21 protein-coding genes and 2 tRNA genes are annotated in these 22,118 nt (G+C 69.5%); 17 read left to right on the top strand and 6 right to left on the bottom strand.

Annotation, left to right across the window (positions count from 1 at the left end):
• Positions 1-41: 41 nt before the first annotated feature.
• From R3A49_00190 to R3A49_00205, 4 genes are all read left to right on the top strand, one after another.
• Positions 42-1,832 (top strand): hydantoinase/oxoprolinase family protein, encoded by a 1,791-nt coding sequence (locus tag R3A49_00190; GenBank protein MEZ5169151.1) that lies wholly within the window; start codon positions 42-44, stop codon positions 1,830-1,832.
• An 8-nt stretch (positions 1,833-1,840) separates the two neighbouring features.
• Positions 1,841-3,427, top strand: coding sequence for a hydantoinase B/oxoprolinase family protein (locus R3A49_00195; GenBank protein MEZ5169152.1), 1,587 nt, complete (start codon positions 1,841-1,843; stop codon positions 3,425-3,427).
• Positions 3,428-3,576: 149 nt separating this feature from the next.
• Positions 3,577-4,110 (top strand): hypothetical protein, encoded by a 534-nt coding sequence (locus tag R3A49_00200; protein ID MEZ5169153.1) that lies wholly within the window; start codon positions 3,577-3,579, stop codon positions 4,108-4,110.
• A 36-nt stretch (positions 4,111-4,146) separates the two neighbouring features.
• Positions 4,147-4,698, top strand: a complete 552-nt coding sequence (locus R3A49_00205) for a hypothetical protein (GenBank protein MEZ5169154.1) — start codon at positions 4,147-4,149, stop codon at positions 4,696-4,698.
• Between the two features lie 22 nt (positions 4,699-4,720).
• Here R3A49_00205 and greA read toward each other — a convergent pair whose 3' ends face one another.
• Positions 4,721-5,191, bottom strand: coding sequence for a transcription elongation factor GreA (greA, locus tag R3A49_00210; protein ID MEZ5169155.1), 471 nt, complete (start codon positions 5,189-5,191; stop codon positions 4,721-4,723).
• Between the two features lie 55 nt (positions 5,192-5,246).
• Positions 5,247-5,630: a hypothetical protein gene (locus R3A49_00215; GenBank protein ID MEZ5169156.1), complete on the bottom strand. Its 384-nt coding sequence runs from the start codon at positions 5,628-5,630 to the stop codon at positions 5,247-5,249.
• Between the two features lie 261 nt (positions 5,631-5,891).
• On the opposite strand from R3A49_00215, the gene R3A49_00220 reads away from it, so the two are divergent.
• The 8 genes from R3A49_00220 (at position 5,892) to R3A49_00255 (ending at position 12,373) form a co-directional block, all read left to right on the top strand.
• Positions 5,892-6,884 (top strand): 3-isopropylmalate dehydrogenase, encoded by a 993-nt coding sequence (locus R3A49_00220; protein ID MEZ5169157.1) that lies wholly within the window; start codon positions 5,892-5,894, stop codon positions 6,882-6,884.
• A gap of 3 nt (positions 6,885-6,887) precedes the next feature.
• Positions 6,888-7,808, top strand: coding sequence for a branched-chain amino acid transaminase (locus R3A49_00225; GenBank protein MEZ5169158.1), 921 nt, complete (start codon positions 6,888-6,890; stop codon positions 7,806-7,808).
• Positions 7,801-9,432 carry a citramalate synthase gene (gene cimA, locus R3A49_00230; protein ID MEZ5169159.1) on the top strand — a complete coding sequence of 544 codons (1,632 nt, stop codon included), beginning with the start codon at positions 7,801-7,803 and terminating at the stop codon, positions 9,430-9,432. Before R3A49_00225 ends, cimA begins: the two co-directional genes overlap by 8 nt.
• Before the next feature lie 11 nt (positions 9,433-9,443).
• Positions 9,444-9,989: a hypothetical protein gene (locus R3A49_00235; GenBank protein MEZ5169160.1), complete on the top strand. Its 546-nt coding sequence runs from the start codon at positions 9,444-9,446 to the stop codon at positions 9,987-9,989.
• 16 nt (positions 9,990-10,005) lie between these two features.
• A complete protein-coding gene (gltX, locus tag R3A49_00240; protein ID MEZ5169161.1) occupies positions 10,006-11,433 on the top strand; it encodes a glutamate--tRNA ligase in 1,428 nt (475 codons plus the stop codon).
• Positions 11,430-12,149, top strand: coding sequence for a YdcF family protein (locus R3A49_00245; GenBank protein MEZ5169162.1), 720 nt, complete (start codon positions 11,430-11,432; stop codon positions 12,147-12,149). Before gltX ends, R3A49_00245 begins: the two co-directional genes overlap by 4 nt.
• A 34-nt stretch (positions 12,150-12,183) precedes the next feature.
• A tRNA-Gln gene (locus tag R3A49_00250) sits at positions 12,184-12,255 on the top strand.
• Between the two features lie 42 nt (positions 12,256-12,297).
• Positions 12,298-12,373: transfer RNA gene (locus R3A49_00255), tRNA-Glu, on the top strand.
• A 141-nt stretch (positions 12,374-12,514) separates the two neighbouring features.
• On the opposite strand, the gene R3A49_00260 is transcribed toward R3A49_00255, so the two are convergent.
• Positions 12,515-13,453 (bottom strand): sodium:calcium antiporter, encoded by a 939-nt coding sequence (locus R3A49_00260; GenBank protein ID MEZ5169163.1) that lies wholly within the window; start codon positions 13,451-13,453, stop codon positions 12,515-12,517.
• Between the two features lie 605 nt (positions 13,454-14,058).
• Here R3A49_00260 and R3A49_00265 point away from each other — a divergent pair.
• Together R3A49_00265 and R3A49_00270 are read left to right on the top strand one after the other, a co-directional pair.
• Positions 14,059-14,337: an HU family DNA-binding protein gene (locus R3A49_00265; protein MEZ5169164.1), complete on the top strand. Its 279-nt coding sequence runs from the start codon at positions 14,059-14,061 to the stop codon at positions 14,335-14,337.
• Between the two features lie 71 nt (positions 14,338-14,408).
• Positions 14,409-14,858 (top strand): hypothetical protein, encoded by a 450-nt coding sequence (locus R3A49_00270; GenBank protein ID MEZ5169165.1) that lies wholly within the window; start codon positions 14,409-14,411, stop codon positions 14,856-14,858.
• Positions 14,859-14,957: 99 nt separating this feature from the next.
• Here R3A49_00270 and R3A49_00275 read toward each other — a convergent pair whose 3' ends face one another.
• Positions 14,958-15,695, bottom strand: coding sequence for a PIG-L deacetylase family protein (locus tag R3A49_00275; GenBank protein ID MEZ5169166.1), 738 nt, complete (start codon positions 15,693-15,695; stop codon positions 14,958-14,960).
• Positions 15,692-16,279, bottom strand: a complete 588-nt coding sequence (cofC, locus tag R3A49_00280) for a 2-phospho-L-lactate guanylyltransferase (protein MEZ5169167.1) — start codon at positions 16,277-16,279, stop codon at positions 15,692-15,694. The genes R3A49_00275 and cofC overlap by 4 nt, the downstream gene beginning before the upstream one ends.
• Before the next feature lie 22 nt (positions 16,280-16,301).
• Here cofC and R3A49_00285 point away from each other — a divergent pair, with 22 nt between their 5' ends.
• The 3 genes from R3A49_00285 to R3A49_00295 are packed head-to-tail and all read left to right on the top strand — an operon-like array spanning position 16,302 to position 19,329.
• Entirely contained in the window at positions 16,302-17,018 is a 717-nt protein-coding gene (locus R3A49_00285; protein ID MEZ5169168.1) for a lysophospholipid acyltransferase family protein, read from the top strand.
• On the top strand, positions 17,015-18,046 hold the full coding sequence (locus R3A49_00290; protein MEZ5169169.1) for an NAD(P)H-dependent glycerol-3-phosphate dehydrogenase: 1,032 nt from the start codon (positions 17,015-17,017) through the stop codon (positions 18,044-18,046). The genes R3A49_00285 and R3A49_00290 overlap by 4 nt, the downstream gene beginning before the upstream one ends.
• A complete protein-coding gene (locus R3A49_00295; GenBank protein ID MEZ5169170.1) occupies positions 18,043-19,329 on the top strand; it encodes a hypothetical protein in 1,287 nt (428 codons plus the stop codon). The genes R3A49_00290 and R3A49_00295 overlap by 4 nt, the downstream gene beginning before the upstream one ends.
• Here the strand turns inward: R3A49_00295 and R3A49_00300 are convergent.
• Positions 19,279-22,074, bottom strand: a complete 2,796-nt coding sequence (locus R3A49_00300; GenBank protein MEZ5169171.1) for a glycoside hydrolase family 38 C-terminal domain-containing protein — start codon at positions 22,072-22,074, stop codon at positions 19,279-19,281. The two genes, R3A49_00295 and R3A49_00300, sit on opposite strands and share 51 nt — an antisense overlap.
• Between the last annotated feature and the right edge of the window lie 44 nt (positions 22,075-22,118).

Genomic DNA, 22,118 nt, shown 5'->3' on the forward strand with positions numbered 1-22,118 from the left:
ACCTGACTGACGCACCGGGGGTTGCGTGTCAGGCTGGGGGAGTGCGGATCGGCGTCGACACCGGGGGGACGTTCACCGATGTCGTGGGCGATGACGGCCGTGTGCACAAGCTGCCCTCCACGCCGGAGGATCCCGCCGGTGCTGTCGCCGAGGGCGCCGGCGCCGTGACCGGCGATGACCGCGCCGAAGTCCTCGCCCACGGCACCACCATCGCCACGAATGCGCTTCTCGAACGCCGCGGTGGTCGGGTGGCGCTGGTGACGAACCGCGGGTTCGCCGACGTGATCGAGATCGGCCGCCAGGACCGTCCCTCGCTGTACGACCCGTTCGTGGACCGTCCCGTGCCCCTGGTGGGGCGGGCGCTGCGCCTGGAGGTGGCGGGCCGCCTGGCCGCCGACGGGAGTGAGATCGAGCCCGTCTCTGTCGACGACGTTCCGGACATCCCCGACGAGGCCGACGCGGTTGCGGTGTGCCTCCTGCACAGTGACGTCGACCCGGCACACGAGAGGACGGTCGCCGACGCACTCGCGGCCCGCGGCCACGATGTCACGGCCTCCCACCAGGTGTCACCGGAGTTCCGTGAGTACGAGCGCACGGTCACGACCGTGGCCAACGCGTCGCTGCGTCCGGTGTGTCGTGACTACCTGCGCCGCGTCGACGATCTCGCCGAGCGAGCCCTCGTCATGACGTCGGCGGCCGGCCTCGTCCCAGTGGCGGATGCAGCGGAGTCGCCGGTCACGTTGCTGCTGTCGGGACCGGCCGCGGGCGTACGCGCCGGTGCCGCCGTGGCGGCGGCCGTCGGGCTGCCGGACGCTGTGACCTTCGACATGGGTGGGACCTCCACCGACGTGTGCCTCGTGCGCGGCGGTGTGCCCGAGCCTGCCGGAAGCCTCGAGGTCGGCGGCCTGCCGTTCCGTGTTCCCGCGCTCGACGTCCACACCGTCGGCGCCGGCGGCGGGTCGATCGCCGCCCTCGACCCCGGTGGTGCGCTCACCGTCGGTCCCCGGAGTGCGGGAGCCGTTCCCGGTCCCGCCTGCTACGGACGGGGTGGTGTCGAGCCGACGGTCACCGACGCCGACCTCGTGCTCGGACGTATTCCCGCCGACGGGTCCTTCCCCGGCCTCGACGGTTTCGACGGCGACGCTGCCGAGGCTGCTCTCCGCCGGGCGGGCGTGGATCCCCGGGGGGTCGTCGATGTCGTCGACGCCACCATGGCCCAGGCCGCACGCGTCGTGACGGTGGAGCGCGGTGTCGACCCACGCGACCTGGCGCTCATCGCCTTCGGTGGGGCCGGGCCCCTCCACGCCTGCGCCGTCGCCGACGAACTGGGCATGCCTACCGTCGTCATTCCCCCGAGAGCGGGGGTGTTCTCGGCCGTGGGGCTGCTGACGGCACCGCTCCAACGGGAGCTCGTCCGTTCCTGGGGCGCCGGTGGTTCGTCCGACGCGCTGCGTGCCGCGGCACGGGAGCTGTCCGACGAGGTGGCAGCGCTCGTGACCGAGGGTTCGGCGGGACCGCACGTCGAGGTCGCCTACGACTGCCGCTACGAGGGTCAGAGCCACGAGATCATGGTGGGCTCGCCCGACGACTTCCACGACGAGCACGAACGACGCAACGGGTGGAGCGACCCGACGACGCCCGTCGAGGTCGTGGCGCTGCGGGCCCGTGCCCGTGGCGATGCACCACTCGACGTGTCGGACCTTCCCACCGTGCACCGTGAGGCTGCGACGGGCCCAGCGGTCGTCGCCGAGTCGGACTGCACCGTGTGGATCCCCGACGGCTGGGATGCCGACGTCCATCCGACCGGTTCTCTCATCGTGATGCGTCCATGAAGCGCGCTATGCGGACCTCAGGGACGCATCAAACGGGGATCGACCCGGCGTCGTTGCAGCTGCTGATCTCGCGCCTGTCCGGTATCGCCGACGAGATGGGTGCCGTGCTGCGTCGCGGTTCCTTCAGCCCCAACATCAAGGAGCGCGCCGACTGCTCGGCGGCCGTGTTCACCCCCGACGGGGAGATGCTGGCCCAGGCCGAGCACATCCCGGTCCATCTCGGGTCGATGCCAGCGTCGGTTCTGGCGGCCATCGCGTCACCGGCAGGTCAGGCGATCCGCCCGGGGGAGCAGATCGTCCTGAACGACCCGCACAACGGAGGTACGCATCTCAACGACGTCACGATCGTCGCGCCGGTCTTCACGGGGGAGTCGGCGACCGACGAGCTCGTCGGCTGGGTCGCCAACCGTGCCCACCACGCCGACGTCGGGGGCGCGGCACCCGGGTCCATCCCACCCGACGCCCGCGACATCGTGCAGGAGGGCCTCGTGGTCCCGCCGGTGCTCCTCACCGACGACGTGGTCGCCCTGTTCGCCGCCAACTCGCGTACGGGTACCGAACGCGTCCGAGACCTCACGGCGCAACGCGGCGCCAACACCATTGGTGCCGCACGGCTCGCCGCCCTCGCCGGTGCACCCTTCGGCGACGTGCTCGCGCACGGCGAACGCCGGATGCGCGCCGCGCTCGAGGAACTGCCCAACGGCCTCTACGGCTTCGACGACGTCATGGACTCCACCGGCGCCGGTGACGATCAACGCGAGCCGGCAGCGGTCATCGTCGCCGTCACCCTCGACGGCGACGCGATCTGCTTCGACTTCACCGGCTCTGCGCCGCAGTCCGACGGCAACGTCAACGCGGTGCGCGCGGTCACCGAGAGCGCCGTGGCATTCGCCCTCCGGGTGGCGACCGACCCCGGGATTCCGGCCAACGGGGGAGCCATGCGGCCCGTCGATGTCGTCGCCCCCGACGGGACGATCATTGCCGCGCAACCCCCCACCCCGGTCGGAGCGGGGAACGTCGAGGTGTCCCAGCGGGTCGCCGACGTGTGCCTCGGGGCGCTGGCGCAGGCGGTGCCCGAGCGCGTGCCGGCGGCGAGTCAGGGAACGATGAACAACGTGCTCATCGGCGGCCGTGACCCGCGGGGCGGCGAGTTCGTCTTCTACGAGACGATCGCGGGCGGTCAGGGCGGGAGACCCGGCCGTGCCGGGATGAGCGGCGTGCACACGAACATGACCAATACCCGCAACACGCCGGTCGAGGCGCTCGAACGCGACTTCCCGGTGCGGGTGCGGCGCTACTCGCTACGCCGGAGCAGCGGTGGCGACGGCGAGTTCCCCGGTGGCGACGGTGTCGAGCGCGATCTCGAGGTCCTCGAGGCCGTCACGCTCTCGCTCGTCACAGAGCGCCGGGTCAGTGCCCCCTACGGCCTGAACGGCGGAGGCGCCGGGGCGACGGGAGAGAACTGGCTGCTCCCGGGAGGTGACGAGACACGGGGGGAGCGCCTGCCCGACAAGTGCACCGTGCACCTCGACGCCGGTGACGTGATCAGGATTCTCACACCCGGTGGTGGCGGCCACGGTCCCGGTCGTGCCTGAGAGGCGCAGCAGCGCAACCGCATTGTTGCCGTGGTGTTACCCGCCGGATCGGTCCGTGCGTCGCCACGGTGTGTGTGCAATAGTCCGTCCGCTTGCCGGACTCCCGGCTCAGCTTTGAGGATGTCCGACCCGACGAAGGGAACCACCCCGTGCGCCGATGGATGCCCGTTCTGATTGCCCTCGTCCTCGTGGCTGCGGCCTGCGACAGCGGCGGCGGCGAGTCCGATGTCCTTCCCGATGACGAGACGACGACGACCGAGGAAGACTCGTCGCCGGCCGACTCGCGTATCGACGACCTCTACAGGGAGTGTGAGGAGGGCGACGACGACGCGTGCGACGACCTCTACGCGGAGTCCGAGGCGGGGTCGCCGGAGGAGGCGTTCGGGAACAACTGCGGGGGGCGTGGCCTGCCGCCCGGTGAGGTCTGGTGCGGTCCCGAAAGGCAGGCCCAGCACAGGGACGAGCCGGCGCCGACGGAGCCAATCCCCGACGCCGGTGATCTCGAAGCCCAGGCCCGCGACGCGTTCGTCGAGTCGTGCACGGCGTCGGGTGGGGAGTCCACACCCGAACGCTGCAACTGCAGCTTCGACTACATCGTCGACGAATACGGCCTCGAGTTCTTCGAGACGGTGTCGCCGGACCTCGAATCGGTCGTCGCCGAGGCCGTGGCGTCCTGCGTCTGACACCCCCCGCTTCGCATCGACACGGAAAGGTCCGCCATGCGCCGTCTCCTGTTCCTCGTGGTCGCCGTCGCCCTCGTCGTGGGGGCATGTGACAGCGGCGGGGACTCAGAGAAGTCCGACGAGAACACCACGACGACCGAGGAGGGCTCCCCGGCCGACTCCCGGATCGACGACCTCTACGAGGCGTGTGAGGGCGGCGACGACGACGCGTGCGACGATCTCTACACGGAGTCGGAGGCGGGGTCGCCCGAGGAGGCGTTCGGGAACAACTGCGGGGGGCGTGGCCTTCCACCCGGTGAGATCTGGTGCGGCCCGGAAAGGCAGGCCCAGGACCAGGCGGGCGAACCCGACCCCGAGCCCGCACCAACCACTCCGGCTCCGCCACCGAGCCAGGACGAGCCGAACGAGGAGGGGGAGCTGCGAGAGGGCTTCATCGGCATCTGCCTCGACTCGGGCGGCGGCAGCCGCGGTACCTGTGAGTGCGCCTTCGAGTACATCGTGGCCACCTACGGGCTGCAGAGCTTCGGACCCGACGGCTCTGCCAACCAGGTGGAGGCCGTGGAGGCCCTCACCGCCTGCGGCGGCTGACCGAGCAGCGTGCCCGTAGTAGTCAGTCGAGGGTCTTGACGCTGACCAGTTCGACCTCGAGCGGTCTGCGCGGCCCCTCGTAGGTCACGACCTCGCCGGGAGTTCGACCGATGAGCGCCTGACCGAGCGGTGAGCTGGGTGAAACGACGTCATAGTCCTCGTGCCGCTCCTCGATGGAGCCCACCAGGTACGTCATCGTCTCGTCGGCGTCGCCCATGCGGATCTCGACCACCGTGCCCGGCGTGACGGTGTCGCTGTCCTCCACGTCGACGACGACCACGGTCTTGAGCATGGCCTCGATGTGACGGATGCGGGCCTCGTTGTGACCCTGCTCGTTCTTGGCGGCGTCGTAGTCGGCGTTCTCGCGGATGTCGCCGTGCTCGCGGGCCCGCTCGATCCACGCGGAGATCCGCTTACGTTCGGGGCCGCTGCGCTCGGCCAGCTCCTCCCGGAGCCGTTCCAGCGCGCGCGGAGAAAGGTGTGTTTCGTCCATGGAAGAAGTCTACCGGCGTGGCGGCGTCCGGCCGGACCGGGTTTCCCGTGCGTCGTCAGGCCCGCACGAAGAAGAGTTGGAACTCCATCTCGCCGTTGTCGTCGACGTCGACGATCCCCGCGACGTTCGGGGGGTCGATGCCGTAGTCGGCCATGACGATCGGGAGGGTTCCCTCGACGGCGGTGGTGCGACCGACGGCGTCGCTTCGCGCGGGCAGACTCGCCAGCTTCTCGTTCACGCGGTAGCCGACGACGGAGGAGTCCTCGGAGCCTGCGGGACCGACCTCCACGACCCAGTCGCCGTCGGGAGTGTCCACGGTGCCCGGCGCCGGCGATGTGCCCTCCTCGGTCGTCGGGGTGTCGGACAGCTCGAGGGGCGGGGGCGCGTCGTCGCGAACGAAGAAGTACCACGCGATCTCCAGGATCACGACGACCAGCACCGCGATCCCCAGCAGAAGAACGATCCGCAGGCCCTGGCGTACCGGTTTCCCCTTTGACCCTCGCCGTCGTGACCTGCGAAGATAGCCGTCCTATGCAGCGGACCCGGCGCGACGACACCCGCACCGTCATCGTCATTCCCTAGCAGGCGCCGCCCTCCGGCGTCTGCGCGACCGTCCACCTCGGTGGGCGGTTTTTTCTGTCCGGGGCCCTCTCGACGACTCCGGTCGCACCACACGACCAGCAGGCGAAAGCACCACGACATGACACACAGGATCGGCATCATCGGCGGTGACGGCATCGGTACCGAGGTCGTGGCCGAGGCGCGCAAGGTCGTACGCGCCGCGGGAGTCGACGTCGAGGAGACCGAGTTCGACCTCGGCGGAGCCCGCTACCTGTCGAGCGGCGAGGTCCTGCCCGACGACGAGCTCGAGGCGATCCGCGATCTCGACGCGGTCCTCCTCGGCGCTGTCGGCACGCCCGACGTCCCACCGGGGGTGCTCGAGCGTGGGCTCCTCCTCAAGCTCCGTTTCGAGTTGGACCAGTTCATCAACATGCGACCGTTCGTCGCCGAGCCGTCGGAGCTCAACGACGGTGTCGACATGGTGGTCATCCGGGAGAACACCGAAGGCTCCTACGCCGGCGAGGGCGGGTTCCTGCGCTACGGCACCTCCCAGGAGATCGCGACCCAGGGCTCGGTCAACACGCGTCACGGTGTCGAGCGTTGCGTCCGCTTCGCCTTCGAGCTGGCACAGGCCCGTGATCGCAGGCACCTCACCCTGGTCCACAAGACCAACGTGCTCACCTTCGCCGGCGACCTCTGGAAACGCACGTTCGACGACGTCGCCGCCGAGTTCCCCGACGTCGACACCGACTACAACCATGTCGACGCTGCGTGCATCTACTTCGTGTCGGATCCCGGCCGCTACGACGTGGTCGTCACCGACAACCTGTTCGGCGACATCCTCACCGACCTCGGTGGTGCGGTCTCGGGAGGGATCGGGCGTGCCGCGTCGGGGAACCTCAATCCCCACCGCACGGGGCCGTCGATGTTCGAGCCGGTCCACGGTTCCGCCCCCGACATCGCCGGAACAGGCACGGCCGATCCCCGGGCGGCCATCATCTCCGCGGCGATGATGCTGGAGTTCCTCGGCGATGCCGAGGCCGCCGCGCGGATCCGGGAGGCCGTGGCCTCCTCGGAGGACGTGTCCGGCACGACGTCAGAGATCGGCGACGCGATTGCAGAAAGGCTGTAGACGATGCCCATCGACTCCGTCGACAAGATCTGGATGAACGGCGAGTTCGTGGACTGGGACGACGCCACGGTGCACGTCCTCACCCACACGCTCCACTACGGCTCGGGCGTCTTCGAGGGCGTGCGTGCATACCCGACCGACCGCGGTCCCGCCGTGTTCCGCCTCACCGACCACATGCGTCGGCTCCACGACTCCGCGCACCTTCTTCACATCGACATCCCTTATTCGGTCGAGCAGCTGTGCGAGGCAGCGCGCGCGCTCATCCGCGTCAACGAGCTCGACTCCTGCTATCTGCGTCCCCTCGTCTACCTCGGCTACGGCGAGATGGGGCTCAACCCACTTCCGGCTCCGGTCGAGGTGAGCATCGCCGCGTGGCCGTGGGGGACCTACCTCGGTGAGGAGGCCTTGGAGCACGGTGTGCGGATGAAGGTGTCGTCGTGGCGACGCATGGACCCGAACGTCAACCCCTCGGCAGCGAAAGGGGTCGGGATCTACGTCAACTCGTCGCTGGCGAAGGTGGAGGCGCTCAAGGCGGGCTACGACGAGGCCATCATGCTCAACACCCACGGCCATGTGGCCGAGTGCACCGGCGAGAACGTGTTCGTCGTGAAGAACGGAGTCCTCGTCACGCCACCGTTGTCGGCCGGCGCACTCGACGGGCTCACGCGCGACTCCATCATGACCATGGCACGCGACTTCGGCTACGAGGTCCGTGAGGCGACGATGCTGCGCAGCGACCTGTACCTCGCCGACGAGGCCTTCCTCTGCGGTACAGCGGCAGAGGTCGTGCCGATCCGGTCGGTCGACGACCGGGAGATCGGTGAGCCGGGCGAGATCACGCGCAAGCTCCAGGAGACCTTCTTCGCCGTCGTGCACGGCAAGGTCGACAAGTACAGCGACTGGCTCGATCATGTCGATGCCTGACCGTTCGCGCCCGCTCCCCGAGCGCGTCGAGATCTACGACACGACGCTTCGCGACGGGTCCCAGCTCGAGGGGATCTCGCTCACCGTCGACGACAAGCTACGGATCGCCGAGCAGCTCGACTGGCTGGGTGTCGACTACATCGAGGCGGGGTGGCCGGGCGCCAATCCGAAGGACGACGAGTTCTTCCGGCGCGCACCCGACGAACTCAAACTCGAGCGCTCGCGGCTCACAGCCTTCGGCTCCACACGTCGGCCGAAGGGAAAGGTGGATTCCGACGACACCCTCCTCAGGCTCCTCGAGGCCGGCACGGAGTCGGTGTGCATCGTCGGCAAGTGCTGGGACTACCACGTCACCGGCGCTCTCGGCACCACACTCGACGAAGCCGTCGCCATGGTGGCCGACTCGGTCGCGTTCCTGCGCGGCGACGGCCGCGACGTCCTCTTCGACGCCGAGCATTTCTTCGACGGCTACCGCCACAACGCCGAGTTCAGCCTGCGGGTTCTCGAAGCGGCCGCCGAGGCGGGCGTGAACACACTCGTTCTGTGTGACACCAACGGTGGGAGTCTTCCCGGGGACGTCGAGGAGGCCGTGGGCGCCGTCGTCGACTACCTCGATGTCGCCGTGGGCGTCCACCTCCACGACGACGCCGGGTGCGGTGTCGCCAACGCCTTGGCCGGTGTGCGTGGCGGGGCCACGCAGGTGCAGGGAACGATCAACGGCTACGGCGAGCGCACGGGGAACTGCAACCTCACCACGATCATCCCGAACCTCTCCCTCAAGATGGGTGTCGCCACGATCCCCGAAGACCGTCTCGAGCGGCTCACGCCGGTGTCGCACCACGTCGCGGAGCTCGTCAACATCACCCTCAACCCACAGGCGCCCTACGTGGGCGCGTCCGCCTTCGCCCACAAGGCCGGACTGCACACGAGTGCCATCGCCAAGCGGCCCGACGCCTATGAGCACGTCCAGCCCGACACGGTCGGGAACGGAACACGCTTCGTCGTCTCGGAGCTCGCGGGCCGCTCCACCCTCGAGCTCAAGGCACAGGAGCTCGGCCTCGAGCTCGACGGGCCGCAGCTCTCGGGTGTCGTCGACAAGTTGAAGGAACTCGAGCACGAGGGCTTCCATTTCGAGGCTGCCGACGCGTCGCTCGAGCTCCTCCTCCAGCGGGCCACCGGCTGGGAGCAGCCGTGGTACCGGATCCAGTCGTTCTCGGTCAGCACGGACAAGCTGCCCGGCGACGACGGAGGTGCAGCGGCCGGCCACGGGAACTTCCGGACGCAGGCCACGATCAAGGTTGCCGTCGGTGACCGCACCGTCATGACGGCCGCCGAGGGCAACGGGCCGGTCAACGCCCTCGACGGTGCGCTGCGAGCGGCCATCGGCGACGACTACCCGGCGCTGCGGAATCTCCACCTCACCGACTACAAGGTCCGGGTCCTCGACACGTGGAAGGGAACGGGGGCCGTCACGCGGGTTCTCGTCGACACGACCGACGGCGAGACGACGTGGACCACCATCGGCGTGAGTGAGAACATCATCGAGGCCTCCTGGCAGGCTTTGTCGGACTCGATCGTTTACGGTCTGCTCCAGGCCGAGCAGCGCGTCGCACACGGCGCCTGAGGAGACACGCCATGGCGACCGACCCGTTCGTCGCCCCCCTCCGGGGGGACCAGCCCCGCCAGCGTCAGAACCTGGCGCCCGGCGTCGACTACCCGCCTGCCGAGATGTGGGAGGCCACGCGCGCCGGCGACCTCCGCGCGGGCCAGCCCAACGGACCACTGTTCGGGCGCCCGGGCCCCAACGTGGGATTCGCCGTGAAGTTGGCTCACCGCCACGCCGATCAGATGCGTCTCCTCGATCACGAGGAGACCGAGGACGCCACGTCGGTGGTCGCCGAGATCGCCATGGCCCGCGCCTCGCTCTTCGGGCGCGCGCCGACACTCCACGACATCCGGCATGCGTGCGTACTCATGGGCTACGACACCGCTCCGACGGGCAACTCGTTCGGCTGGCGCCTTCTCGCCGTGGGTGGGGCGCACCACGAGTGGGCGCTGCGTCGCCGGATCGTGAGCGCGGTGCCCGAGGCCCTGCTGCGTCTCGACCCCGACGAGGTCGGCGCCCACGCCGCAGACTTCCAGGCGGATCTCCGGCGTGCCCTGTCGGCCGTCGGCACCTGAACGGAGCACGCGCACCGTGTCGACCGTTCCCCGGGTTCGTTTCGCGCCCGCACCGACCGGGTCGTTGCACGTTGGTAGCGCCCACACGGCACTCTTCAACTGGCTCTATGTCCGCCACCACGGCGGAACACTCATCCTGCGTATCGAGGACACCGACGTCGCGCGGTCGCGCGACGACTGGGTCGACGCCATCGGTGAGTCGCTGTCGTGGCTCGGTCTGGACTGGGACGAGGGCCCGGTGCGCCAGAGCGCCCGGCTTGATAGCTACGTCGAGGCGGCGCAGCGGCTTGTCGCCGCCGGTCGTGCCTACGAGTGCTACTGCACCGGCGACGAGGTCCAGGCCCGGAACGAGGAGGCCCGCGCCGCCGGCCGGACACCGGGGTACGACGGGCGGTGTCGCGACCTGAGCGACGCCGACCGTGAGCGCCTCGCCGGCGAAGGGCGCGAGCGGTCGGTGCGGTTCCGGACACCCGATGAGGGACGGAGCACGTTTCACGACCTCGTGCGCGGTGAGGTGAGTGTCGAGTGGTCCACCGTGCCCGACTTCGTCATCCTCCGCTCCGACGGCAGCCCCGTCTTCTTCCTGGCGAATGCCGTCGACGACGCCGACATGGGCATCACCCACGTCATCCGGGGCGAGGACCTGATCGACTCCACGCACAGGATCCGCGCCCTCTTCTCGGCGCTCGGCGACGTGGAGCCGCCGCAGTACGCACACCTCCCGCTGATTCTCGGTGCCGACAAGGCGAAGCTCTCCAAACGCCACGGTGCCGTCGCACTCGAGGACTTCCGGGCGCAGGGGATCCTTCCGGAGGCGATGTTCAACTACCTGGCACTTCTCGGCTGGACGACGGACGACGACAGCGAGGTCATGGGTCGCGACGAGATCGTGCGCACGTTCGACCTCGATGGAGTCACACAGGCTCCGGCGGTGTTCGACCCGAAGAAGCTCGAATGGATGAACGGCGAGTACATCCGGGCGCTTCCGCTCGACGATCTCGTCGAACGGCTCAGGCCTGACGCGCAGGGGCGTTTCGGTGCCGCCTTCGACGACGAGACGTTCCGTGCGGCCGTGGCGATCGGCCAGGAGAGGGCGGTCACGACCGCCGCGCTCCTCGACCAGATGAGCTTCCTGTTCGTGCGCGACGATGACTTCGTCGTCGCTGACGAGTCGTGGGACAGGCTCGCCGCGACAGAGCGGGTCGGCGACATCCTCGACGCCGTGATCACGTATATCCGAGACTGCGACTGGACGGTCGAGGCCCTCGACCTCCGGGAGGTCCTCGCCGAGCTCGATGTCAAGCCCCGGAAGGCGATGCCCGCACTCTACGCGGCGGTCGAGGGTCGCCACGCCGGCCTTCCGCTCTTCGACTCCCTGCATCTGCTCGGTCGGGAGACGGTGCTGGCCCGGCTTCGTGCGGCACGCGCGAGACTGGAGCAATGACCGGCACCTCCACGGTGGCGGTGCCCGAGTCGGACGCGGCCGGACACGTTGCGCCTGCTCGTCCTCGCCGCCGGTGGCTGCGAATCCTCCTGTGGTCGACACTTGCTCTCGTCACGATCGTGTTCATCTACTTCGCCGTGACGTTCTTCCAGGTGTGGCGAGCCGCCCGCAGTGACGGTGCACGACCGTCGGACGCCATCGTCGTCCTGGGTGCCGCGCAGTACGACGGTGTGCCGTCCGACGTTCTGGCCGCGCGTCTCGACCACGCCATCGATCTGTACGACGACGGGATCGCGCCGACCATCGTGGTCACCGGCGGGAGCATGGAGGGTGACCGCTTCACCGAGGCCACGGCGGCGGCCGACTACCTCCATGCCCACGGTGTGCCCGAGGAGGCGATCCTGCGCGAGACAACGGGCCGTTCCTCCTGGGAGTCCCTCGCGGCGTCGGCGCGAATTCTCGAGGAACGCGGCCTCACGTCGGTCGTGTTGGTGTCGGATCCCTTCCACTCGGCGCGTATCCAGGGGATCGCCGACGAGCTCGGCCTCGATGCGGTGACCTCGCCGACACAGACGAGCCCGATCACGGGCGCCGCCGAGTGGCGCCGGCTCGGTACGGAGACCGTGCGTGTCGGTGTGGGGCGGATCATCGGTTTTCGGCGCCTGATGCGTGCCGAGCCGGTCGGGGATCTGGTTCCGGGACTCGCTATCCTGTAGCGGCTGCCCGAGGCTTCGGCCCCGGGCGGTTCTGTCGGGGGTGGTGTAATTGGCAACACAGCAGGTTCTGGTCCTGTCGTTGGGGGTTCGAGTCCTCCCCCCCGAGCCGGCGTTTCTCCGGCACTGACGAGCACACGACCACTCACAGGGCCCCGTCGTCTAGCGGCCCAGGACGCCGCCCTCTCAAGGCGGAAACGGGAGTTCGAATCTCCTCGGGGCTACCAACCGACGTTCGGGGCGGACCGTCACGGTCCGCCCCGCGTCGTCGTTCACGCTCTGCTCGCGGACCATGGGTTCCTCGCTCGGCACGCTGCGGAGCCGCCCCGGAGATCCAAGGAAGCGTCGGTACTCGACGGTGTCCGCGGTCAGGCGAGAAAGGGGACGAGACACCCGTACGTCAGGCACAGCAGAACCCCTTCGCGACGGGTCACCGTGTGGCCAGTCACCATGACCGCCAAGGCAACCGCGGCGACACCGATGGCAGCGATTGCGCCGAATCCAGTGAGTGAGCTGTCGCCAACCCCGGGGCCTCCGATGAGTCCGATGGTGCCGCCGACGACCAAAGCATTGAACAAGTTCGATCCGAGCAGGTTCCCGACGATCAGGTCCGTTTCACGGCGCCGGGCCGACTGCAGCACGGTGACCAGCTCAGGCAGTGACGTGCCGACTGCCACGAGTGTCGCACCGACGAAACCTTGGGAAAGGCCTGCCCGGTCGGCGACCTCCGTAGCTCCCCACAGCAGTACCTGGGCCGCCGCCAGCGTCCCCGCCAGGCCGGCAATCATCCGAACGGTCTCGACGCCGAGCCGATGGGTTGCTACCTGTGCGAGTTCGTCCACCTCGGTACCGAGAGGGTCCGGACCAGCGCGCCGCACGATCACGATCACGGCAGCTGCCATCGCGACGACCAACACCATCCCTTCGGCGCGGCTGACGCCGCCACCCTGGACCGCCACGCCGAATCCTGCGGCTGCGGCGAGCGTGATGGGTGCCTCGAGCTTGACCGTGCGGGAATCCACGACCAGCGGCACGACGATGGCACCGAGTCCCAGGATGAGAGACAGGTTGACGATGTTGGACCCGACCACGTTCCCGACTGCGATGGCCGGCTCGTCTCGCCACGCTGCCAGGGCTGAGACCAACAACTCCGGGGCGCTGGTACCGAAGCCCACGATCACGACCCCGACGACCAACGCCGACACGTTGCGGATGAGGGCGACCCGCGCCGCTGCGAGAACGAACTGATCCGCCGCAACCGCCAGGACTGCAACGCCGACGACGAGCGCCACGACCGCGATCAGCACAGAGCAGTACCTCCACGACGGACGGACGATCGCCGTTCGTAGGACGCTACTCCGCGAGCGCGCGAAATGACTGCGGGATTCCCTGGCGCCCGCAGGTCTGTCACTCGGGCTCTCTTTTCACTCGTTGGGCGGCCCTTCCCTCGGCTCCGGCCCGTGAACGAGACGACTCCGATTGCTGCAATCGCGAGGCCTCGCAGGACGATTGCTCAGATTTTTTTTGGCACCCTCCTGGGACTGTTTCGACGTGCCGGACTCTGTGGAAGCACCGTCGATTCTGATCGCTCTTCATGTGAGCGGGAATTCGTCGCGCCTCGGACGCAATCGGTCGCCTGTCCTTGTCCGCTGCCCGCGCATCGCGCGTCGTCGCAGGTCAGAGGCGTGTTCGCGGTGGTGTGCCGCGCCGAGGCCCGCCCCGATGCGGTCGACGGTTCGAGCTCGGGCAGCGGTGGTTGGCGTTGCCCTCGTGCGCACCGACCGCACGTCGGTGCGACACGCACGGCGCGCGTCGGCGTCGCGCTGATCGACGTGGATCCGGGGGAATGCTTGACCTCGCGCGCGAAATACGTTCTCATTTTGTGAACAGTTGTCGTACGGCGGAGGTTGGTGTGAACAAGGCAGAGCTCGTCGACGCGGTCAAGGACGCCGCAGGACTGGGCAGCAGGAGCGAGGCTGAACGTGCGGTGAACGCCCTCACCGAGGTCGTCACCGCGGCGGTCGCGCGAGACGACAAGGTCTCGTTGCCCGGCTTCGGGTCGTGGTCACGGACGGAGCGCAAAGCGCGCACCGGTCGTAACCCGCGGACCGGAGAGCCGGTGGACATCCCGGCGTCCAAGGGCGTGAAGTTCTCGGCCGGAGCCGGATTCAAGAAAGCGGTGAACGGCTAGAAGGTGTCGGGACGCCGGCATTCGCCGGCCCGGTACACAGAGGGTGCAGAGCACCCACGAAGGGAAAGGTGGTGACGGTGCCTCCGGCTAAGAGAAAGAAGGCCAGGAAGCCTGCGAAGCGCAAGCCCGCCAAGCGCAAGCCTGCGAAGCGCAAGCCCGCCAAGCGGAAGCCTGCGAAGCGCAAGCCCGCGAAGCGCAAGCCCGCGAAGCGCAAGCCCGCGAAGCGCAAGCCCGCGAAGCGCAAGCCCGCGAAGCGGAAGGCGAAGAGGAAGCCCGCGAAGCGCAAGCCCGCGAAGCGCAAGGCTGCGAAGCGCAAGCCCGCCAAGCGCAAGGCTGCGAAGCGCAAGCCCGCCAAGCGCAAGCCCGCCAAGCGCAAGCCCGCGAAGCGCAAGCCCGCGAAGCGCAAGCCCGCGAAGCGCAAGCCCGCGAAGCGCAAGCCCGCCAAGCGGAAGCCTGCGAAGCGCAAGGCTGCGAAGCGCAAGGCTGCGAAGCGCAAGCCTGCGAAGAGGCGCCGTCGGTAGATCCGGCGTCGTACGTCGAGACGGAGGGGGCCTTCGGGCCCCCTCCGCCGCGTCCGTCGCCGCGTCCGTGGGCGGTCTCCCGGCGAGTTTCCGCTCGTGTCACAGGTCGTCGATGCGGTGGAACTCCTCGGCGGGCGACCCACCACCTGCGTCGAGCGCGACGCTTCGGACCTGCTGTTCGAAGGCGGCGATCTCGGCGTCGGGATCAGCGTCGATGCCCATCGTCGAACGCCACTGGCTCCGGTGTGCAAGGAGTGCAGCCGTCTTGCGGGCGAGCATCTCGTCGGTCGCCGGCTCGCTGTGGTTCGGCGCATCCGGTTCGAACAGGAGCAGAGTGTCCGGTCGGTGCGCCGCGAGGCCGCCGGGCTCGATCTGCTCCGGGTGGAAGGTGCTGTCCCGTGCAGCGACGAGCCCTTCCACGGTGAGCGTCCCCGCGTGCCGGTGGTCCGGGTGCAGCCGGTAGCGCTTCCACGGATCGTGGCCGAGGAGCACCTCGGGCCGATGGCGCCGGATGGCCGCCGCGACGAGGGCCCGTTGTTCGCGTCCGCTCTCCAGCTCGCCGTCGACCTCACCGAGGAGCTCCACGGTGTGGATGCCCAGGATCTCTGCTGCCGCGCGCTGCTCGTCGGCGCGAGTGCGAACGAGCGCCGAGCGGTCCGTGGTCTCCCATGTGCCCTTGGAGCCGTCGGTGAGAACCAGCAGCACGACCTCGGTCCCTGCGTCGCTCCAGCGCGCCAGGGTGGCCCCTGCACCGAACTCAACGTCGTCGGGGTGCGCCCCGATCGCCAGAGCGCGAACCGGTGGGTCGAGGGGGCGTCCGGGAAGGCCGGCTGTCATCGGCTCCCCATCGTGTCGAGGTCCTCGGGGAGGTCGACGTCGAACGCGAGCTCGGGGTCGTCGACCTGCAGGAACTCGAGGCCGTGGCGGTGGGCCTCCGCCCTGTGCCGGGTGAAAGACCCGGGCCCGTAGGAGAAGCGGAACTCCAGGGTGCTCGGGAGGCGCAGGACCGGCGTCCCGTCGTCGCGGTGGCTGCGAACTGCGGACATGGTGTTGTTTCCGGTGTTCTGTGCACGGAGGACGGGCGTCAGGGTCCGTGCGTGTGGGAGATCGGCGTGGGCGATCACGAGGTCGCAGAAGTCGCGCTCGACGGCCCACGAGCAGGCCGCTGCCGCGGCGGCGTCGAGCGATCCCGGGTCGGGGAGGAGTTCGGCATCTACCGAGCGGGCCCACCGGGTCACGTCGTGGTCGGAGGACACGACGACCACCGGAAGGGATCCGGCTGCGTTGCGGACGCGTTGCGCCATGGTGCGCACCAGATGCTCCCGCTCGACGTGATCGAGGCGGTCCGCCAGACGACCCTTGCCCGAGCCGAAGGCACGCAGTGGTATCGCGACGCCGGTGGAGGGGAGGTCGTGGCGCATCGGCGTGCGTATCCTACCGGGGGTGGAACCGCTCTACTCCCTGGCACGGAACGTCTTCTGGGGCCCACTCACGTTCGGGCTCCGGTGGACCATCGAGGGTGCCCACACGATTCCGGAGCACGGGCCGGTGATCCTGGCGTCCAACCACACGTCCTACCTCGACCCTCTGGTCCTCGCGTTCCTCGCCGACCGGCGGTACCGCCGTGTGAGGTTCCTCGCCAAGGAGGAGTTGTTCGACAAGCGCGGCCTCGGTCCGCTGTTGAGGGGTGTGCGGCAGATCCCTGTGCGCCGTGGCACGTCTGATGCCGCGGCGGCGCTGCAACCCGCGGTCGACGAATTGCTTCGTGGTGAGTGCGTGGCGGTGTTTCCCGAGGGGACGATCTCTCTCGATCTCGATCCGATGCCCGGCAAGACGGGTACGGCACGACTCGCCCAGGCATCGGGGGTGGCGGTCACGCCGGTGGGTCTGTGGGGTGCCCACCGCATCCTGTTCAAGGGCCGCAAGCCCGACTGGAGGACGGGAGTGGCCGAGGTGATCTCGGTCGGCACGCCGGTGAGGATCCACCCCGCCGAGGACGTCCACGATGCCACCGACAGGGTGATGGCGGCGATTGCCGCCGAGGTGTCGCGGGCGCGTGACCTCTACCCGCAGGCACCCGCCACGGGTGAGGACGACTGGTGGGTCCGCCCGCCCGAGACCGCGCGGCTGCGGAGCTGCCGCCATGAGGAGACGGCATGAAGGTCGGGGTCGTGGGGGCGGGTTCGTGGGGTACGGCGGTGGCCGGGATCATCAGCGACCATGCCGACGTCGTGCTCTGGGCGCGTCGCGCCGAGGTCGCCGACTCCGTGAACACCGAGCACGTCAACGCGGCGTACCTCCCTGATCTGCAGTTGCCCGAGTCCCTCGTCGCATCGACGTCCCTGGAAGCGGTCGTACGCGACGCCGATGTCGTGGTCATGGGTGTCCCGTCGCACGGTGTCCGCGACGTGCTCACGAGTGCCCGCGAGTGGGTGGGCCCGTCCACTCCGGTGGTGAGCCTCTCGAAGGGGATGGAGCGTGAGACGAAGCTCCGCGGCACTCAGGTGATCCTCGAAGTCCTGGAGGGTCACGACACCGACTCGGTCGGTGTCCTCTCCGGCCCGAACCTGGCACGTGAGGTCGTGGCCGGTCAGCCGGCCGCGTCGGTCATCGCCATGGAGGACGAGTCGATCGCCGCTGACCTGCAGGGCCTGTTCATGACGCCGACGTTCCGCGTGTACACCAATCCCGACGTCATCGGCTGCGAGATCGCCGGCGCCCTGAAGAACGTGATGGCGATCGCTGCGGGCATCGCATCCGGCCTCGGCTACGGCGACAACACGATGGCGGCACTTCTCACCCGCGGATTGGCGGAGCTCACACGACTGGGTCTGGCCGCCGGGGGCCACGCCATGACCTTCGGGGGCCTGGCCGGCGTCGGTGACCTCATTGCGACCTGCACGAGTGAGAAGAGCCGGAACCGCACCGTCGGCTACGAGTTGGGGAAGGGCCGGTCGCTCGACGAGATCACGTCGTCCATGAACATGGTCGCCGAGGGCGTGAAGTCCACGGCCGCCGTGCTCGAGCTCGCCCACGACCACGACGTGGAGATGCCCATCGCCGAGCAGGTCGGCGCCGTGCTCTACGAGGGTCGCGAGCCCCAGGACATCGTTCCGGCACTCATGCTGCGTGAGGCGAAATCCGAGGCCCATGGCCTCGCGGAGGCCCGCCGGCACCGCGACGCGTGACGGCCGCTCCGGTCAGGGTGGGCACCCTCGGAGGGGATGCCCAGGTCGAGGTCGACACCGTCGGTGGTGTCACCTTTCGAGGCCCCCCGTACCGCCTCGACTGGTGGATCGGCGCCGACGACCGGTGGCGCGAGCCCGCACGGGAGGTCGCGGTCCGTCAACACCTCGATGGTGGATCCCCGGTCGTGGTGACGTCCGTGCGCGTTCCGAGCGGTGATGCGGTGCAGACGGTGTACGCGACGGGCGCCAGCGTCGTGATGGAGATCCACAACGACTCCCCGGCCCCGTTCGTGGCGGCGCTCCTGTTCTCTCCCGGCGTGTCCGGCACACCTGTGTCGGCGGTGCTCGATGACACGCGCCTGCTCTTCGACGGCGAGGTGGTCGCGCGTTTCACGAATGCACCGTCGGCGGTGACGGAGGCACCGGATCGCGACGCAGTCCGGGTGATCGTGGTCGATGGCGTGCCACCCGGGACGCTTCCGGTGTCGGGGGCGTCCCCCGAGGTCGTCGCGCTGTTCCCGGTCGCCCACCGCGCGCGGACCCGTGTGGCATTTCCGCTCGGTCGTGGTGCAGAGCCGGCTGCCCCGACCGCGCTCGATGACAGCACCGCCGTGGCGCGGGGATGGGCGAAGCAGCGGGAGCGGGGCCTCAAAGTGGAGTGGCCCGACCCGTCGTGGGATCCCGTCGTCAACGCCGCCCGCTGCGATCTCCTACTCCGTGGCTCGTTGCCGAGACCGACGCCCGAGGAGGTGGCGGCCCTCGAGGACTGGGGCCACGACGACGAGGCCGTCGCGGGGTGGGCCCGACTCGGGTTCCGAGGTCGCGCGCGTGCACGTCGACGACCGTGGTCCGAGGCCGGGGCCGGCGCGCTCGTGTCCGAGGTCGAGCGCCGGCGGCGAGAGGTGTCGCCCGTCGTCACCTGGGAGGACGGGCCCGCCGCGTTCCTCCTGGCGCTTCGGGCACTGCTCGGTCGCGAGCGCAGCGGCGGGGATGTCGAGCTCCTCTCCGCCCTCCCGTCGTCGTTTCTCGGAGGCGATCTCACGGTCACGGGGCTCCCCACGCGCCGAGGCCCGGTCTCCTATGCGCTCCGGTGGCACGGCGCCCGTCCGGCTCTGCTCTGGGAGGCGCCGGAGGGGATCCGGCTGCGGGTACCCGGGATCGACCCCGCGTGGCACACCACGGCGGCGTCGGGAGAGGTGCTTCTGGCGGCGCCGACGGCGGTCGGTGGGGCCTCAGGCGAGGCGGAGAGTGATGATCTCGCCGGCTCCGACGGCCACGGGTGATCGGAAGGACGAGACGACCTCGTCGCGGAGGCTCACGACGTCACCCGACACGGCCCGACCCGCGCGCTCGATGTGGCAGGTACCCGCCGTGCCGGTGGGATTGAAGACGCGCAGGACGGTCGAGCCGTCGCGGGTCGTGAGGGCGGACACCTCGGCCCCGGTGACCCGGAGGAGCTGTCCCTGCGGAGGGCGGGAGCGTCGCACACCGTCGCCGGGAACCCGCTCGAGCGGCACGAGGAACTCGTCGGCCGCCCCGTAGAGGTCGGCGTCCTCCCAGCGGCCCCGGTGGGGGAGGAGCGCGTAGTCGGCGTGGACACGTCCCCGGAGCTGGGGGCCCTCCAGGGGATCGGGTGGCCCTGCCGGATTGGGCCGCAGGATGGGCTCGAGACGGGAGAGATAGCCGGTGCAGCGGAGGAGCGTCAGAGCGATTTCGCGACCGTCGTCGACGATCTCGTACTCCAGGAGTCCGTCGTGGAGCAGCGCCAGGCCACATTCGCCGTCGGAGGCGTCGACGAAACGTCGCGAGGGAAACGTCGGTAACGGGAACTCGTGTGGCCCACCCTCCGGCGTGAGCCCGCGGTGGACGACCGCGAAAGCACATTCCGCGTCGGATCCGTCGACCGCCGCCGGCAGGGGTGCATGAGCACGCAACCGGTGGTCGCGGCAGCGGTTGTCGAACTCCGTGTGGACCCGCAGGAATCGCTCCCCGGCGCGCAGCTCGTACACCGTCTCGACGTGGACCGTCTCTTCGTGGTCGGTTCGTGCCTCGCACCGCCGCTCGTCGCCCACCGCAGACGCCGGCCAGCGGTAGGTCGCATCGACACGGATCCTCGCCCGGACGGGGCCCTCCTCGAGCACGGTGACCGCGAGGTCTTCGGGTCTGTCGACCAGTCGATCCTCCGTCGGCGGTGAGTAGTTGTAGGTGTCGCCGCCGTCGCCGCCGTCGACCAGCCGGTGGGCTCCTTCCACCTCGACGCCGTCGGGTGTGCGCAGCGCCACGGTGCCATCGACGGAGTTCACCGTGGCCGAGAGAAGATCGTTGGCGAGCGTTGTGCCCCGAGTCGCCACGCCCCCGTCGGCCGGGTCACCGGTCCCGATGGTGTCGACGCCGAGTGTCGTCCACCCGTAGCCGTCGACCGGAGGCACACGGACGACGACCCGCACCGCCGGAGCGCGAAGCATCCGGATCCGGAACGTCGTGTCGTGGGCGGACCGGGTGGTGAGCTCGTCGCGGAGCTCGTCGAGGCTGACGGTGTCGTCGTCAGGACCGGCAGCATGGAGGACGACGCTGACCGTTCCGTCGGGCTCCTCGGATGTCTCCACCCGGCCGATACGGGTGCCGCGGAACTCAGGCCCACGCATCGCCTCGACGACCCACAGGATCTTCGTACCGGTCACCGTCGTGGAGAACGCCTCTCCGCCGATCTCGTCGACAGTCTGCGTCGGGAGGGGTGTGCCGACTGTCGCGACGACGCGGAACGGCGCGGTTCCCGGCACCGTCATCTCCACGACCCCACCGCGCGATCGTGCGGTGGGGTTGAGGACGACGGTCGACCCGCTGGGTGCGTCGACATCGGTCGCCAGGCTGCGACGTGCGCGGCTGGTCACACCCTCGGCGATCTGGCGTGCCTCCTGGTACCGGACCCTCACGGCCTCGACGACCTCGTCGCTGCTGCACGCACACGACGAGTCGTGGGCGGCGTTGAGGATCAGCTTTCGCCACGCCAGGGTGAGTAGTCGGTCGGGATGGTCCGCATCCGGGAGCAGCAGCGCGGCCAGCGGTTCTGCCCGACGCTCGAGTGTGCGCTCGGCGGCAGCCGCCAGCTGGTGGACGTCGACGCGGTTGGAGGCGACACCCATGAGGATGTTGGACCGGGCACCCGACCGCAGCTCCCCGCCCCACTCGGGAAGCCCACTCGTATCGCGACCGTCGAGGTATTCGGGCAGCGAGGTGACCTCGAAGCGGAACGGCGTGTCGAGAGCGTTGGCGTCGGTGACCACGCGGCCGAGCCATGGCTGTGGGAGCTGGTGGTCGGTTCCGTTCATGAGGAGCATGTCGCCGTTGTCGGCGTGGCCGGCGTCACCCAGCTCTGCGGCGTAGCTGACGGCCCGGGCGACGAGCCCGGAGGCGTCGTCGGGGATGTCGCGCCCGTTGGAGTACGAGCCGTAGAGGAACGCCGCTCGGACCGATGACCCGTCGGGGGAGTGCCACACGAAGGCCGTCCGGTCGATCGCCGAGGGCACACCGCGCCACACGACCGCGTGCTCGAATCCGGCGCGATGGAGGATCTGGGGCATCTGGGCGACGTGCCCGAACATGTCGGGCAGGTAGCCGACCTCCATCGGCCCCCCGAGGTCGGACGCGCGGTGGATCCCCGCCTGGAGATCACGGATGATGGTCTCGCCCGAGACCATGAACTCGTCCATGAGGACGGCCCACGGACCGATGCTGAGGCGCCCCTGCTGGACGAGCGCGCGGATGCGGGCCTCGTTCCCGGGGCGGATCTCCAGGTAGTCGTCGACGACGGCCGTCTGGCCGTCGAGCATGAAGCGTCGGTACGACGTGTCAGCCTCGAGGAGGTCGAGCAGCTCGTCGAGGAGTCCGACGAGACGGAGACGGAACTCCTGGAACGGCGCATACCACTCGCGGTCCCAGTGCGTGTGCGCCACGATCCCCACGATGCGACGTGGTGTGTCGGCCACGTTGCCTGATGGCGAGTCGGGAGCGTTCACGCCGGGCAGCATACGGCCACCCTCTCGCGACGGTGCTGCGCAGCGGTTCCCCTACG

The sequence above is a fragment of the Acidimicrobiia bacterium genome (assembly GCA_041394025.1).
Lineage (GTDB): Bacteria > Actinomycetota > Acidimicrobiia > IMCC26256 > JAOSJL01 > JAOSJL01.